This window comes from Tenacibaculum haliotis (assembly GCF_025215075.1).
GTDB lineage: Bacteria > Bacteroidota > Bacteroidia > Flavobacteriales > Flavobacteriaceae > Polaribacter > Polaribacter haliotis_B.
The window spans coordinates 1-15,201 of sequence record NZ_JAOBTH010000019.1; the positions used below are offsets into that span (position 1 = coordinate 1).

Genomic DNA, 15,201 nt, shown 5'->3' on the forward strand with positions numbered 1-15,201 from the left:
TGATTACAATAAAGATGCTGATATGTTTGTTTGTCCAGCAGGGCACTTAGCCATTAGAAAAGCACAACAAGGGAAAAAAGATGTTGGGAAAAACCAAGTAAACACCTATTATTTCGATGTAGAAAAATGTAAAAGATGTCCTTTAAAGAAAGGTTGTTATAAAGATGGTGCTAAATCAAAAACTTATTCGGTAAGCATAAAATCAACTATTCATAAAGAACAAATGGCTTTTCAAGAAACCGACTATTTTAAAGAAAAAGCGAAGCACCGTTACAAGATTGAAGCAAAAAACGGAGAGTTAAAAAATGCGCATGGTTTTGCAAGAGCTACATCATATGGTATCACAAATATGGAAATCCAGGGAGCGATGACAATTTTTGCGGTTAACCTTAAAAGAATAATCAAATTAAGCTAGTAAGAAAGTCAGAGTTGCCTAAAATAGCAGTTAAAAAACGGTTTGTTTTACCCAATTTTTATATAACATAAGACTTTATCAAAAAAAGTACAGCAAACAAAAAGCGATTAAGAGAAATGTAACATTTCTTAATCGCTTTTAAAGTTAAATTTCAAAAAGAGTTGCTTTTTCAGTGCCCTCTATAAAGTGAGGTTTTTTTTATAACATTTGTAATGTATTTACTTCTTGGGCGGTTAATTCACGCCATCTACCGCGAGGTAAATTACGCTTAGTCATACCAGCAAAAACAACACGATCTAGTTTGGTAACTGTATATCCGAAGTTTTCGAAAATTTTACGTACAATTCTGTTTCTTCCAGAGTGTATTTCAATACCAACTTCTGTTTTTCTTTCACCTTCTACATAAGAAACGGCATCAATAAAAACTTTTTTACCTTCAATAATAACCTCGCCACGTAATTTGTCTAAATCAGATATTGATAATTTCTTATCTAATGAAGCATGATAAAGTTTACGGACGTTATGTTTTGGGTGTGTTAATTTTTTAGCTAATTCACCATCATTAGTAAATAATAATAAACCAGTAGTGTTTCTATCTAATCTTCCAACAGGGTAAATACGTTCTTTAGTAGCGTCTGCAACAATTTCCATTACTGTTTTACGCCCACGGTCATCTTCCATGGTGGTAATATAGTTTTTTGGTTTGTTTAATAAGATGTAACGTTTTTGCTCGATAGAAATTAATGTTCCGTCGAAACGAACTTCATCGGTAGGTTGTACTTTGTACCCCATTTGAGTCATTAATTTTCCATTAACAGATACACTACCATGCTCTATATAGGTGTCAGCTTCTCTACGAGAACAAATTCCTGAATTAGAAATGTATTTATTTAAACGAATACCTGTGCTTTCATCAGTACTAGTTTGTTTACTAGATACTGATTTTTTAAGGTCTTTGTTAAATTGTTTTTTGTTGTTAGAAGCGCTAGTTGCAAATCTTGGTTTTTCTGATGATTTTCTAGCTGGTTTGTCGCTTTTATCAGATCTATTATCCGATTTAAATGATTTTTTTTCACGAGGATTGCTGTTCTTGTCAGCCTGTCGTCCTCTCGACGAGTTTTTTGAATTCATAATTAAATTTTAAAAAGGGTGCAAATGTACGGTAATTATTTGATTTCTAATCTAAAACGATAACTACTTTGTCTAGAATTAAAGACTTATCAATAAAAAGTAAACTAAATACTCCTATTAACAATAATATCTTTAAAATGTTGTGTAATAGGCGATATTGATTCGTTTTTGTTGCTTTCCATGTGTAAAAACCTATAAATAACAAAACAAAAGCTGCTAAGTAAAAATAATATTTCATGTACTCGATTGCAGGGTAGTAAAATAAAACACCTATCGGAATTAAGGTTAAAATCATTAATAAGATGATTAACTTTTTGGTGTTTTTTTCTCCGTATTTAACAGGGAAAGTAGTGTAGTTATTTATTATGGCACCTTTAATGTTTTCTAAATTTTTGATTAATTCACGAATCATTATAATTAGAAAAAGAAAGATTGCATGCACAAAAATTACTTTCGAAAAATTTTTAAAATGTACAAAAACTACAAAAAAAGGAAGTATTGTTAAAACAGTAACACTTAGTAAGCCTATAAAAGGATGTTTTTTTAGTTTGTGTGAATAAAACCAAATTCCGAATATATATATAGCAAAAAAGAAAGCAGCTCTCCAAGATACTAGCCAGCCAAAACCAAAACCTATAAAGTTTAAGGCAAAGTATAAAGATAATTTAGTTTCTTGTTTTATGTAAGAGTCTAAGTTTGACTTTATGGGCCTATTTATTTGATCAGATTTTTTGTCGTAAAAATTATTAATGATATATCCTGCGGCTACAGTAGTTACCGTAGCAATCACTAAGTAAAGCAAATGCCAATCGAAAAGTACTGGTTTTACAGATTTTTGATCAGAGAAAATAAAAATAGCAGCCAAGTATTGGGCTGCTATTAGTACTAAAATGTTATAACCCCTAACGACTGATAGTAGGCTAAATATTTTTTTAAAAAATGTATTTATTTTTAATGCATTCATGATCGCACTTTAAAATCGATACACTAATTCTAATTTATAATCTTTTAAGCTTGTTTGTGCTTTTTCATAATCTTCAGTGAAACCTAAAATATAACCACCACCACCAGAACCACAAAGTTTTAAGTAGTATTCGTTGGTTTGAATTCCTTTTTCCCAAACTTTATGAAAAGCAGAAGGAATCATTGGTTTAAAATTCGTTAAAACTACTTTCGATAATTTTTTTACGTTACCAAATAATGATTTTATATCGCCTTGTAAGAAATCATCAATACAAGCATCGGTATGTAAAGAAAATTCTTCACTTAACATTTTTCGGAATCCTTCGTTTTTCATCTTATTCATAAAGATGTTTACCATTGGTTCAGTTTTACCAACTTGTTCAGAATCTAATAAGAAAACAGCACCTTTTCCTTCTTTTTGAGATGGAATACCTGCAGGCTCAATATGTTCTTTCGAGTTGATTAAAATAGGTAAGCTTAAATAAGAATTTAAAGGGTCTAGTCCAGAGCTTTTTCCATGAAAAAAAGATTCCATTAAAGAAAAAACTTGTTTTAAAATTAACAGTTTATCACGTGTTAAGTTTTCTAAAACAGTAATTTTATTGTTTGCATATTGATCATAGATAGCAGCAACTAAAGCTCCTGAACTACCTACACCATACCCTTGTGGTATAGATGAATCGAAGTACATGCCGTTATTAATATCATTTTTAAATGAAAGTAAATCAAAAGAAACTAAATCAGTATCTAAAATACTTAAGTATTGATAAAACTTAAGTAAATTATCGTTTGATTTTTTAGCTTCGCCAGTTAAATTACTAGCAGATTTTAACACTCCTTTATATGAGTTAAAAGGAATCGCTAATCCTTTGGAGTCTTTTATGATTCCATATTCTCCAAAAAGTAAAATTTTAGCGTAAAATAAAGGTCCTTTCATAGTTTTTTTAATTACTTAGCAAAAGTACAAGTAAAAGTGCTAGTTTACAAACTAGTATACATTTTTGTAGAAAGTCTTCCAAACACCAACTTTTACATTGTCTCGGTACTTTCCTTTTGTTTCTATTTTTCCGTTTTTATAAAAGGTTTTCCAAACACCATTTCTTTCACCTTCTGTGTATTTTCCTTGTTCTTTAAGTTCTCCTGTTTCATAAAATACTTTGCGTACACCATCTAGTTTTCCGTTGATGTAGTTTGCTTTATGAAAGTTCTTTCCGTTTGCATGATAATACATTACTAAACCATCAAATACTTCTTTGTTGGGAACTTTATTAGTGCTGTATCCTTCCATTTGAATTTGGCCGTTTTTATAGTAATCTACAATCCAAAAACCTGTTTTTATTTTTTTAGGCGATGGCCTGTAGTATTCATGATTCTCTTTAGAAGTCTCTTGCCAATTTTTGTCGAACCAAATAGTATCTTGAGCGTTTATTGTAGTTGATAAAAACCCAATAAACATAACTATTAATAATGTTGAAGTTTTCATAAGATTAGAAATTTAAGATTGTAAGAATTTTGCTCCAAAACCCACACTATCACAAATATACTGATTTTTTTGGCAGTAAGTTGCTAACGTATTCTTAATAAATAGCTCAATTTCAGTCTTTTCAGCGTTTGGGTAAAGTACATGTACGTTTGCTCCAGCATCAAGAGTAAAACAAATATTACTATTGTTTTTAGCACGATATTCCCAAATTTTATTGATAACTTCTAGCGTATTTGGTTTCATTAAAATAAAATACGGATTGCTTGTAAGCATCATTGCATGTAGTGTTAACGCTTCACTTTCAACTAAATTGATGAATTCTTTAATTTCTCCATTTTGAAGAACCTTAGATAGCTTTGCTAAGTTTTCATTTGCTTGTTTAAAACGTTGTTCGGCATACGGATGATTGTGCATTAAATTATGCCCTACGGTTGATGAAACTTGCTTTTCTCCCTTGTCAACTAAAAGAATAGTATCGCAATAGTTTTCGAAAATAGGGTGAATTTCATTAGGGAATTTCACTCCAAATAAGTCTGAACTACCTTTTATTTCAGGGTGTTCTCCCCAAACTACCAACGGGCCTTCTACACTTCTACTAGCACTACCAGAACCTAAACGAGCTAAAAAAGAGGCTTTTTTATTAATAAATTCATCTGTTAAATCAGGGTTTAATTCTTTTTCTAAATTTAATAAACACATTGCTATTGCGCTCATTCCACTTGCTGAAGAAGCAATTCCACTACTATGAGGAAAAGAATTTTTAGAAGAAATTACCATTTTATATTCTAAAATATAAGGACAGTATTGTTTAATTCTTTCAAAGAAGTTAGTGATCTTTGGTTTAAAATCATCTTTCTTTTTTCCTTCAAAAAACAACTCGAATTTTGCTTCGCTTGATTTTTCAATTTTTAAAAACTCAATCGTAGTAATTGTATGGCAGTTGTTAAGTGTAAAACTTATCGATGCGTTTTTGGGAATTTGCGGATTGCTTTTCCCCCAGTATTTTACTAAAGCAATATTACTTGGCGTTTGCCAAGTATAAGAAGCTTTTTCAATTGTTTTTTTTGATTCTTTTGAAATAAAAAGTGCTGTATTCAAAGGTTTAAATTTTGCAGTAAAGATAAAAATTTAGACTACACTTTTGCTAATTTTTGTAAAACGGATTCTTTGTAGCTTCTGCTTATAGGTATTGCCTTTTTATTAATCTCAATAAATTCGTTTGTATAAGAGGTTATTTGTTTAGTAGAAACGATGTATGATCTATGAATTCGAATAAATTTATTTAGGGGTAATTTCAATTCTAAATTACTAATAGTTTCTCTTGTTACAATAGTGTTTGTATCTGTAAATATTTTTACATAATCGCCTAAACTTTCTATGTATAAAACATTGCTAAAGTTTATTTTAACCATCTTTCTATCTGCTCTTACGAATATATAATCGGGTTCGATTTCTTTAGTTTTATCGTTGGTTATAGGTGTGTTTATATCTAATGCTTTTTGAGTAGCTTGTAAGAAACGATCAAAAGCAATTGGTTTTAATAAATAATCTACCACGTTTAAATTAAATCCGTCAATAGCATAATCTCTATAGGCGGTTGTGAAAATTATTTTAGATTTTTTATTGATAATTTTAGCTAAACTTAAACCAGTAATTTCTGGCATATTAATGTCTAGAAAGTATAAATCTACAGATTCATTTTGCATAAAAATAATTGACTCAGCAGCATTTTTACACATTTTAATTAGCTCTAAGTTTGGTGTTTTTTCAATAAATGAAGCTATTATTTCTCTAGCCATAGGTTCATCATCAACAATAACACAGCGTAATTTATTAATCATTTTTTAAAGGTGTTTTTAATTCAACTTTATAGCTGTTTTTTGTTTGTGAAATATTTAGTTGACACGATTTTCCGTACAGCATTTCTAATCGTTTTTTAATGTTTTCTAAACCGATGCCTTTTTTTGAATCTAAACTATCTTTTGTTGAATTTTTGATATCAAAAAATAGCGAGTTATCGGTTGTTTTTAAATTGATGTCAACTCTTAAAATTCCGTTAATTTGGGTTCCGTGTTTAAAAGAATTCTCTACAAAAGGCAATAATAACATTGGCGCAATTAGAATGTTATCTTGATGTATTTCTTTATTGAAATTTACGTGTAGGCTATCCTGAAAGCGCATCTTTTCTAGCGAAATGTAGTTTTCAATATGACTAATTTCATCTTCTAAAAAAACAAAAGGTTTGTCTACTTGATACAAAATATAATCTAATAAGTTTGATAGTTTTAAAATCATTTCAGGAGCATCATCTGCTTTTTTTAAAGCAAAACCATACAAGGTGTTTAAAGTATTGAATAAAAAATGCGGGTGGATTTGCATTTTTAAAAACTTTACTTCTTGTTCCTTTAGTTGCAATTGCGTTGCTAAGAATTTGTTCTCTATATTTTTTTTCTCTTCATTAGATTTGTAATTGTGTTTTAATATTTTAAAGCTTGTAAACAATACTATTATTAAAATAACGCAAACAAATATTACGTAGGTGTTTTTTGTTAAATCGGGCATTTGTTTATATTCTAGATTAAAAAAGAACATAAATCCAAAAAGAACAGTTACTAAAACACTAAAAAGTATAAAAATTATTAGATAGGCTACATAAAGAGAGAATTTCCAATATTTTTCTAATATCAAAAGTTCTGGAACTAATTTATAACCTATAACATATGAGCCACTTATTGCGATTGCAGAGAGTGTTATTGAAAAGTAAAGTAAAAAATTAATATTTGCGGAGCCAATACTAAAAAAAGAATAAAAGAAAAAATATACAATAAGCCAAAAAAATAGGTGCAATATCGTTTTTTTTAAAAGACACTGAATTTTTTTTTTCATTTTACAAATGAACATTTTTTTTACTAATAAAAAAATAATATGCGATTAATTGCATCTTTAGTGAGTTGTTTTACATAATTTAATGTTTAAGCGCTATTCTTGTTATCTATGTACTTAAATTGTCGATCTATCTATTTAAATAAAAAGAATTATAAGTTGAATATACTTTTACCATAAAATAACTTAAAATATAATATTATGAGATTTATTACAGATGGCGCTTTAGAATTTAGAATACCATTGTTAATTTTACTAATACTGGTAGTGTTTTTTATTTTTAAAGGAATTAAAAACAACACAGATAAAAACTCAAACTTAATAAAAGAGATTAGTTTGTTTGCTTTGTTTTTTGGAGTTTTATGTTTTGTTATTGGTTGGATAGAAGCACTTGGGGTTATGGAAAGAGCAAATGAAATAGCTCCACAAGTTTTGGCTGGAGGTATGAAGTATAGTTTATTAGAGCCAACTTTTGGTTTGGTAATTTTTTTAATAGGAAGATTAGGACTTATAGGTTTAGCAATTAAGAAAAAGTAAATAGCAAAATTCTTAAAATCAGTTAGTTTATTTAAATACTCATTTCAATCATAGAAATGAGTATTTTTGTTTTTATAAAACACATAAATTGTGGATAGAAAAATAAAACTAATATGGGATTTTAAAGGCCCTGATGGATTAGCAACGGCAAAGCATCATTGCATTCATTTAAAAGAGTTTGCCCAAATAGATGGTTTGGCTTATGATGAGGTAAATCATACAGAGTTAAATCCAATGCATACCATTGCTTTTATAATAGTTGATGAAAGTATTATGAAAATTTTTAGAGATGCTTTAAAACCTCACAGAGGAGAATTAGCTTAATTAAACTTAAAAAAATAGAATTATGTTTTTAATAAATGCCTTAGCAAAACCAAAAAAATCATCAGAACATTATGATGAAGTTGTAGGAGCTTATGTAAGTTTGTATATTGATTATAAAGATATCGAAGGAGCGCTTAAACTTGCCAAACATTATATAAAAGATGAAGGTTGGAAAGTATCTGAAATTGAAGAAGAATATTTTACGTTAGATTCTGCAGATGATGTTGATGAAGATCAAAAAGAGTTTTACAATGAAGCAATAGAATACGGTTACACCATTGTTTTTAATTGTTACGAAGAGGAATAATCTTTGTGAATAAGATTCATAAAAATAACCTATCTTTCACTAAAATTATTTTAATGAAAGATAGGTTTCTTTTTTTTACAGTGTTTTTAATGTGCTTTACCGCAATTGCACAGCATAAATTTTCTACTTACACAGCGCATAAATCAATTACTGAGGCTATTCGGATAAATAACGAGTTGATAGCAGGGCGTACTTCTTTTTTTGAAAAACAAGCGTCGAAAAAACCATTAATGTTTCAAAAAACTAAAATTAAAATAGCGGAATTTAATAGGTTGTCAAATAACTTATCAAAATATATTGAAACACTCCAAAATGAAGCAAATACCGAACAGGTTTTATATGAAATGTTAACCGATGATTTTTATAAAAATATCCTTTTTGAAAAAAGTGGCGGTTTAAGTTTTAAAGGAGAGAAATTAAAAATTAAAATAGATAGTTTGTATAATTATGTTATTAAAATAAATGTACATAAACTGTCTCAAATATCTAATTTTTCGGACGAACATTTTAAAACGAGTGATGTTTTTTATGATTTTGATGAAAATGAATTAGATTATTTTGCATATCGTTTTTATGATAGATCTAATTACGGAATTATGATGGCAATGAACTGTTTGCTTTTAGATGTAAAAACATTTCAGTTATTGTATTTTGGTACAGTTATGAGTTATTAAATGTTTTTTTAAAATTTAAATAGCTTTCTATCTCATATTCAGATATTTTAAGTAATTTCGCGGGCTAAATTATTTCATACAAATGAAACGTATTAAAGAATATAAAAAGCTTTTTAGTGTTGAAGGAGCTATCGATTTAAAGGACTTGAAAAAAACGTACCGAGGATTGGTAAAAGAATGGCACCCAGATAAATTTCAGGAAGAAGAAAAGAGGTTAGAGGCAGAAGATGTAAGTACTAAAATTATTGATGGTTATCATTTTTTAGTAAGTATTGCTCCTGAAACTAAAGAGGCACATGCAGCAGCATATCATACAACGATTACAGAATTTAAAGTAGCTGATTATCATCATAAAAGCATGTTGTTAGAAGTTACTTTTACTGACGGAAATACCTACGAGTATTTTGGAGTTACTAAAAAAATGTTCTTAAAATTTTTAAACGCCAAGTCGATAAATAACTTCGGGAAAAGAAACATTTTTAATTCTTTTACCTATAGAAAATCAATGAAAGCGTCAGCTACAGTTTAATATAAAATTAAACGATATTATTAAAAAAGACCATTTGCTAAAGATAGTAAATGGTCTTTTTTATGTGTAAAATAATATTATTCAGCAATGCTTTTCGCACAAATAAATCCGCCTGTCCAAGCGTTTTGAAAATTAAATCCGCCGGTAACTGCATCAATATTTAAAACTTCACCTACAAAAAAGAGGTTCTTATGTAGTCTACTTTCAAAACGTTTAAAGTTTATTCCTTTTAAATCTACACCGCCAGCTGTTACAAATTCATCTTTAAAAGTTGTACGACCGTTTGCGTTAAATAAGCCTTTTGTTAATTGAGTAGCTAAATTATGTAACTGTTTATTACTTAAATCACCCCAATTCTGAGTGGTTTTAATTTCTGCAGCGGCAACAAAACGTTCCCATAAACGACGAGGGATATCTGTAAAAGGAGATTTTAAATTTACCTGTTTTCTAGCTTGTGCGTTTTTAAGATCAGACAATTCATCTAAAACACTATCAAAATCTTGTCCTAACCAATTTACTTCAACATTGTATTGATAGTTTTTATCAGCTAATATTCGTGCTCCAAAAGCAGAGAGTTTTAAAATTGCGGGCCCACTTAATCCCCAATGTGTAATTAATAAAGGACCAGAGTTTTCTAAATTTGTTCCAACTAATTTTACTGCGGCATTTGGTACTGATATTCCGCCTAAATCTATAATTCGTTTATCTTTTATATTAAAAGTAAACAAAGAAGGCACAGGTTCGATAATAGCATGATCTAGGGTTTTACATAAATCCCAAACTTTCTTAGAACTACCAGCAGCGATAACTAAAGAATCCGCTTCAAATTGTTGTTCTTTTGTGTTGATAACCCATTTGTTTTCTTGTTGATAAACTGAATTTACACCGTGGTTTTTTAACACTTTAATGCCAAGGTTATCAACAGCGTTTTGAAAACAATCTATAATGGCTTGTGAGGTATTTGCTTCAGGAAACACACGATTATCACTTTCAATTTTTAAAGGAATTCCTCGGTCATCAAACCATTCAAAAGTATCACCAGTCATAAACTGATGAAAAGGTCCTAAAAGTTCTTTCTCTCCTCTCGGATAAAACTTCACCAATTCTTTCGGTTCAAAACAAGCATGAGTAACGTTACAACGACCACCACCAGAAATTTTTACTTTTTGTAAAACTTCCTTTCCTTTTTCGAGAATGGTAATGTCTAATTCAGGATTATTTTCTTTAGCGTTTATCGCTGTAAAAAAACCTGCTGCACCACCACCAATTATAATTACTTTTTTCATTTTGTAGAAAAACCTCTCGACTGCGCTCGAGGAGACATTTTAAAATTAACTTGTCAGGTCGAGCGCAGTCGAGACCTGTTTTGATTTATAAAATCATTTCTTTATAAGGAACGATTGTAGTGTAGCCTTTTTCTTTAAAATATGTTGAGGTATTTTCATTACCTGTTGCTAAAACAAAATCGCCACCCCAAGCACCTAAGCTTTTTATTTCACCAAAATAATCAGGAAAAAGGCGTTTTTTAACTGGAATTTGTTTGATAATCGAGCTAATTATTTGCTCATGCTCAATTATTATGTTCGCTAAATTCATAGAGGAATTAGCCTTTAAAAACTCCTGAGTTAGCTCATTTATCTCCGGAATTAGCTTTTTAGCTTCTTCTCGATGTTCTTTATACTGTGCGATTCCCTCTCTACTATTTTGTTTTTGATTTAAATACACAAAAAACAAATCATCTTTAAAACTAGGGTTAAATTTTACCTCGCTAACAATAGGTTGTTGTTCTTTTAATTGATATAAAATTGGGGAATTGTGACTAGCACAAGCAATATCATAACCACTACCAGAAAAGGCATTCCATAATAAAGTAAACGGATTTATATTTGCCCAATTAGCAATGTTGTTTATTAAGGTAGATGAGCTTCCTAATCCCCAATTTTGAGGAAAAGTTAAGTTTGTTTTTACGATAAAACCATCATCAGAATTTAAAAAATTAGGGTTTAACTTTTTAGCTTCGTGTAAAATATCAGATAAAGTTTCAGCAATAGTTTCTGCATTTCCTTCTTTATCAGCATTAAAAGTAGCTGAGGTTAAACGCAATTTTGGTAAATCGAAAGTAGCTTCAAACCAGCATTCGCCAGTATTGGTAAAACTAGCCCAAATAAGTTGTGATTCTTTTATCGGTTCGATAATTAAATCCTGTCCAAACTTAGTAGGTACAGCTAATGAGGTTGCTCCATCAAGAACAACATATTCACCTGTTAATAATAATTTTCCGTTAGAATAATATTTTTCCAATACAATTGTCAGGTCGAGCGCAGTCGAAACCTCTTTTAATGTTTGTAATTTAACCTCTCGACTGCGCTCGAGGAGATAATTAATATTATTTTCTTAACTCTTTAAATTTATCAATTACAGCGCTATGAGAAACGGTTCTTTCATTAAAATAAGCCGTTATAGCATTTCTTTCTTCTGCGGTTGCCTCTAATTGATTTAAAATATTTTGCAAGTGCATTTTCATGTGCCCATGCTGAATTCCTTTAGTTGTTAAAGCACGTAATGCGGCAAAGTTTTGTGCTAAACCAGCAGCAGCAATAATTTGCATTAGCTCTCTTGCAGATGGTTTTTGCATCATATCTAACGATAATTTTGCCATCGGATGTAAGGCTGTTAAGCCACCAACGGTTCCGAGTGCTAAAGGAATTTCAATCCAAAATTTAAAAACACCTTCTTTAATCTCACAATGTGTTAAACTTTTGTATTGTCCGTCTTTAGATGCGTAAGCATGTGCACCAGCTTCAATAGCTCTAAAATCGTTACCTGTAGCCAAAACAACAGCGTCTATACCATTCATAATTCCTTTATTGTGAGTAACGGCTCGGTAAGGTTCTATTTCGGCTATTTTTACCGCTTGCTCGAATTTTTGAGCAAATTTATGAGGGTCTTTACCTCCTAAATCTTCAATTTTACAACTCACTTCTGCTTTAACCACACAATCTGTAACGTAGTTAGAAAGGATGCTCATTACAATTTCAATATCATCACGTCTAAACTGATTTGCCATTGCTTCTAAACACGAATTAATAAAATTCGCGCCCATACTATCCTTCGTTTCGAAAGTAACATGTAGTTGGTAATAATTGGCAAGTTTGTCTGTTTTATCAACTAGTTGAATATCTAAAATACCACCACCGCGTTTTTCCATGTTTTTAGTAATGGAAGCTGTTGCGTCGTATAATTTAGATTTTTGTTTATCAAAATAGTTTTCTAATTCCTTTTTATCACCTTCGTACATAAAATGTACCTGACCAATTTTGGTGGTAGCAATAACTTTGGTTTTAAAACCACCACGAGTACTCCAGTATTTTGCTACTAAAGATGCAGCTGCTACAACAGAGCTTTCTTCAACAACCATTGGTATTACATAATCGCATCCGTTTATAATAAAATTAGGAGCAATACCATATGGCATGTAAAAATTAGAAATCGTATTTTCTATAAAATCGTCATGTAGTTGTTGTAATTTATCATCTACATTCCAATATTGTTTTAGTGTTTGTATAATTTCAGGTTGGTCATTAAAATATGCTTTAGATAACCAATCTATTTTTTCTTCTTTGGTAAGTTTAGAAAATCCAGCAATAATTTTAGACATTCTCTATAAAATTTAGGTGGCTCAAAGATAAATGAATCCTGTTAAAATAGCCTTCTTATTTAGGATTTCTAACTTTTTAGATGTGTTTTTTGATGATTTTTCCGTAAACTTGGCAAACTTTTTAGATAAACAACAACTTAAGATGAAAAAAATACTATTACTTTTTATTGGAATATCTTCACTGTTACAGGCACAAAAAAAAGATATTTCTTTAGAAGATATTTGGAAAAAAGGCACGTTTAGAGCCGATTACATGAATTCATTAAACTCAATGAATGGTGATTTTTATTCATTATTAAATTATAAAAACGGAAGTTCATCAGTAGATAAATACGACTATAAAACTTTAGAAAAAGTAGCTACAATTGTAGATAGTAAAGATTTAAACGGATTAAAAACCTTTAGCTCATATAGTTTTAATAGCGATGAAACAAAGTTAATTTTAGGAACAAATTTTAAGCCTATATTTCGTCGTTCTTTCTTAGGTACATTTTATGTATATGATATTGCTTCAAAAACATTAAAATTGATTGGAGAAGATATTCAACGACCAACTTTTTCACCAGATAGCAAAAGAGTAGCTTATGCAAAAGATAATAACTTATTTATAAGAGATTTTTCTAGTAATACGATTGTTCAGGTTACAAGTGACGGAGAAAAAAATAAAATAATAAATGGTATTACCGATTGGGTTTACGAAGAAGAATTTGGATTTGTACGCGCTTTTGAGTGGAGTGCAAATGGAGGTAATCTTGCTTTTTTACGTTTTGATGAAAGTGCTGTAAAAACTTTTTCGATGGATGTATATGGGAAAGGAAAATACCCAACACAAGAAGTGTTTAAATATCCGAAAGCAGGAGAGGATAATGCAAAAGTTACTTTGCATGTGTACTCTTTAGCAACTAACGGAACTGCTAAAATAATTTTTGGAGATTATGAGTACATTCCAAGAATTAATTGGACAAAAGATGATAATGTTTTAGCTGTGCGTACTTTAAATCGTCATCAAAATGATTTGAAAATGTATTTTATTAATGCAAAAACATACGATACTACCTTAATTTTAAATGAAACTGATGCTGCTTATGTTGATGTAACGGATGACTTAACATTTTTAAATGATAATAGTTTTATCTGGACGAGTGAAAAAGATGGCTTTAATCATATTTATCACTACAACAATAAAGGTGAGTTAATTAATCAAGTAACAAAAGGTAACTGGGAGGTAACTTCTTATTATGGTTTTGATGCTGATAAAAACACGGTGTATTATCAATCGGTAGAAAATGGATCAATTAATAGAGGTGTTTATAGTATCTCTTTAACAGGCGAAAATAAAAAAATAATTAGTAATCCTTCAGGAACAAATAGTGCGTCTTTTAGTAAAAACAGGCATTATTTTATCAATACTTTTTCTGATGCTAATACTCCAAATGTATACTCTTTAAGAGATGCTGCTGGTAATGTGTTAAAAACAGTAAAAGACAATGCTGCTTTAAAAGAGGTTATTGCAGGATATAATTTAAGTAAAAAAGAGTTTTCTACAATTAATGTAAACGGAAACGACTTAAACATGTACACAATTAAACCGGCTAATTTTGATGTAAATAAAAAATACCCGGTATTAATGTATCAATATTCTGGACCAGGATCACAAAATGTTAAGAATAGCTGGAACGGTTCTAACGATTATTGGCATCAAATGTTAGCACAAAACGGATATATGGTTGTTTGTGTTGATGGAAGAGGAACTGGTTTTAAAGGAAGAGACTTTAAGAAAGTTACTTACATGAATTTGGTAAAGCACGAAACTGAGGATCAGATTTCTGTAGCTAAGAAATTAGCAGAATTACCATATGTAGATGCAAAAAGAATCGGTATTTGGGGATGGTCATTTGGTGGTCATATGAGTACCAATTGTTTGTTAAAAGGAAACGATATTTTTTCTGCAGCAATTGCTGTAGCACCAGTTACCACTTGGCGTTTTTACGACAGTATTTATACCGAACGTTTTTTAAGGACTCCAGAAGAAAATCCGACAGGATATGACGATAATTCTCCATTAAACTATCCAGAATTGTTAAAAGGTAAGTATTTATTAATTCACGGAACAGGTGATGATAATGTACATGTACAGAATGCTTACAGAATGGCAGAGGCTTTAATTCAGGCAAATAAGCAATTTGAGTGGGGAATGTATCCTGACAGAAATCATGGAATTTACGGTGGTAATACGCGTATGCATTTGTATACAAAAATGACGAATTTTATTAAAAACAACTTATAAAATAATAAAT

17 protein-coding genes are annotated in these 15,201 nt (G+C 30.1%); 7 read left to right on the plus strand and 10 right to left on the minus strand.

Annotated elements, in window-relative coordinates; all coding sequences use genetic code 11:
• A partial coding sequence (locus N2251_RS01475) for a transposase (RefSeq protein ID WP_260584912.1) occupies window positions 1–415 on the plus strand: 415 nt, incomplete at its 5' end.
• A gap of 198 nt (window positions 416–613) precedes the next feature.
• Here the strand turns inward: N2251_RS01475 and N2251_RS01480 are convergent.
• From N2251_RS01480 to N2251_RS01510, 7 genes are read right to left on the minus strand one after another with little or no spacing between them, the layout of a single operon-like run.
• Window positions 614–1,546: a pseudouridine synthase gene (locus tag N2251_RS01480; protein ID WP_260584913.1), complete on the minus strand. Its 933-nt coding sequence runs from the start codon at window positions 1,544–1,546 to the stop codon at window positions 614–616.
• Between the two features lie 46 nt (window positions 1,547–1,592).
• On the minus strand, window positions 1,593–2,510 hold the full coding sequence (locus N2251_RS01485; protein WP_260584914.1) for a geranylgeranylglycerol-phosphate geranylgeranyltransferase: 918 nt from the start codon (window positions 2,508–2,510) through the stop codon (window positions 1,593–1,595).
• A gap of 9 nt (window positions 2,511–2,519) precedes the next feature.
• Window positions 2,520–3,446 carry a mevalonate kinase family protein gene (locus N2251_RS01490; RefSeq protein ID WP_260584915.1) on the minus strand — a complete coding sequence of 309 codons (927 nt, stop codon included), beginning with the start codon at window positions 3,444–3,446 and terminating at the stop codon, window positions 2,520–2,522.
• A 51-nt stretch (window positions 3,447–3,497) separates the two neighbouring features.
• On the minus strand, window positions 3,498–3,992 hold the full coding sequence (locus N2251_RS01495) for a toxin-antitoxin system YwqK family antitoxin (protein WP_260584916.1): 495 nt from the start codon (window positions 3,990–3,992) through the stop codon (window positions 3,498–3,500).
• 12 nt (window positions 3,993–4,004) lie between these two features.
• Window positions 4,005–5,090 (minus strand): diphosphomevalonate decarboxylase, encoded by a 1,086-nt coding sequence (locus N2251_RS01500; protein ID WP_260584917.1) that lies wholly within the window; start codon window positions 5,088–5,090, stop codon window positions 4,005–4,007.
• A gap of 35 nt (window positions 5,091–5,125) precedes the next feature.
• Window positions 5,126–5,833, minus strand: coding sequence for a LytR/AlgR family response regulator transcription factor (locus tag N2251_RS01505; protein ID WP_260584918.1), 708 nt, complete (start codon window positions 5,831–5,833; stop codon window positions 5,126–5,128).
• Window positions 5,826–6,554, minus strand: a complete 729-nt coding sequence (locus N2251_RS01510; protein ID WP_260584919.1) for a sensor histidine kinase — start codon at window positions 6,552–6,554, stop codon at window positions 5,826–5,828. The genes N2251_RS01505 and N2251_RS01510 overlap by 8 nt, the downstream gene beginning before the upstream one ends.
• Window positions 6,555–7,076: 522 nt before the next feature.
• Between N2251_RS01510 and N2251_RS01515 the strand changes: the two genes are divergently transcribed.
• From N2251_RS01515 to N2251_RS01535, 5 genes are all read left to right on the plus strand, one after another.
• Window positions 7,077–7,412 carry a hypothetical protein gene (locus tag N2251_RS01515; RefSeq protein ID WP_260584920.1) on the plus strand — a complete coding sequence of 112 codons (336 nt, stop codon included), beginning with the start codon at window positions 7,077–7,079 and terminating at the stop codon, window positions 7,410–7,412.
• 90 nt (window positions 7,413–7,502) lie between these two features.
• The gene (locus N2251_RS01520; RefSeq protein WP_260584921.1) at window positions 7,503–7,736 is read left to right on the plus strand and encodes a hypothetical protein; all 234 of its coding nucleotides are present in this window, start codon (window positions 7,503–7,505) and stop codon (window positions 7,734–7,736) included.
• Window positions 7,737–7,758: 22 nt separating this feature from the next.
• The gene (locus N2251_RS01525; RefSeq protein WP_260584922.1) at window positions 7,759–8,043 is read left to right on the plus strand and encodes a hypothetical protein; all 285 of its coding nucleotides are present in this window, start codon (window positions 7,759–7,761) and stop codon (window positions 8,041–8,043) included.
• A gap of 89 nt (window positions 8,044–8,132) precedes the next feature.
• Window positions 8,133–8,717: a hypothetical protein gene (locus N2251_RS01530; RefSeq protein WP_260584923.1), complete on the plus strand. Its 585-nt coding sequence runs from the start codon at window positions 8,133–8,135 to the stop codon at window positions 8,715–8,717.
• 82 nt (window positions 8,718–8,799) lie between these two features.
• Entirely contained in the window at window positions 8,800–9,246 is a 447-nt protein-coding gene (locus tag N2251_RS01535) for a KTSC domain-containing protein (protein WP_260584924.1), read from the plus strand.
• Between the two features lie 77 nt (window positions 9,247–9,323).
• Here N2251_RS01535 and N2251_RS01540 read toward each other — a convergent pair whose 3' ends face one another.
• The 3 genes from N2251_RS01540 to N2251_RS01550 all read right to left on the minus strand — a co-directional run bounded on the left by N2251_RS01540 (window position 9,324) and on the right by N2251_RS01550 (window position 12,904).
• Window positions 9,324–10,532 carry a BaiN/RdsA family NAD(P)/FAD-dependent oxidoreductase gene (locus N2251_RS01540; protein ID WP_260584925.1) on the minus strand — a complete coding sequence of 403 codons (1,209 nt, stop codon included), beginning with the start codon at window positions 10,530–10,532 and terminating at the stop codon, window positions 9,324–9,326.
• Between the two features lie 85 nt (window positions 10,533–10,617).
• Window positions 10,618–11,547, minus strand: a complete 930-nt coding sequence (locus N2251_RS01545; protein WP_260584926.1) for a GYDIA family GHMP kinase — start codon at window positions 11,545–11,547, stop codon at window positions 10,618–10,620.
• Window positions 11,548–11,632: 85 nt separating this feature from the next.
• Entirely contained in the window at window positions 11,633–12,904 is a 1,272-nt protein-coding gene (locus tag N2251_RS01550; RefSeq protein ID WP_260584927.1) for a hydroxymethylglutaryl-CoA reductase, degradative, read from the minus strand.
• A 142-nt stretch (window positions 12,905–13,046) separates the two neighbouring features.
• Here N2251_RS01550 and N2251_RS01555 point away from each other — a divergent pair, with 142 nt between their 5' ends.
• Window positions 13,047–15,191, plus strand: a complete 2,145-nt coding sequence (locus N2251_RS01555; protein ID WP_260584928.1) for a S9 family peptidase — start codon at window positions 13,047–13,049, stop codon at window positions 15,189–15,191.
• Window positions 15,192–15,201: the final 10 nt, after the last annotated feature.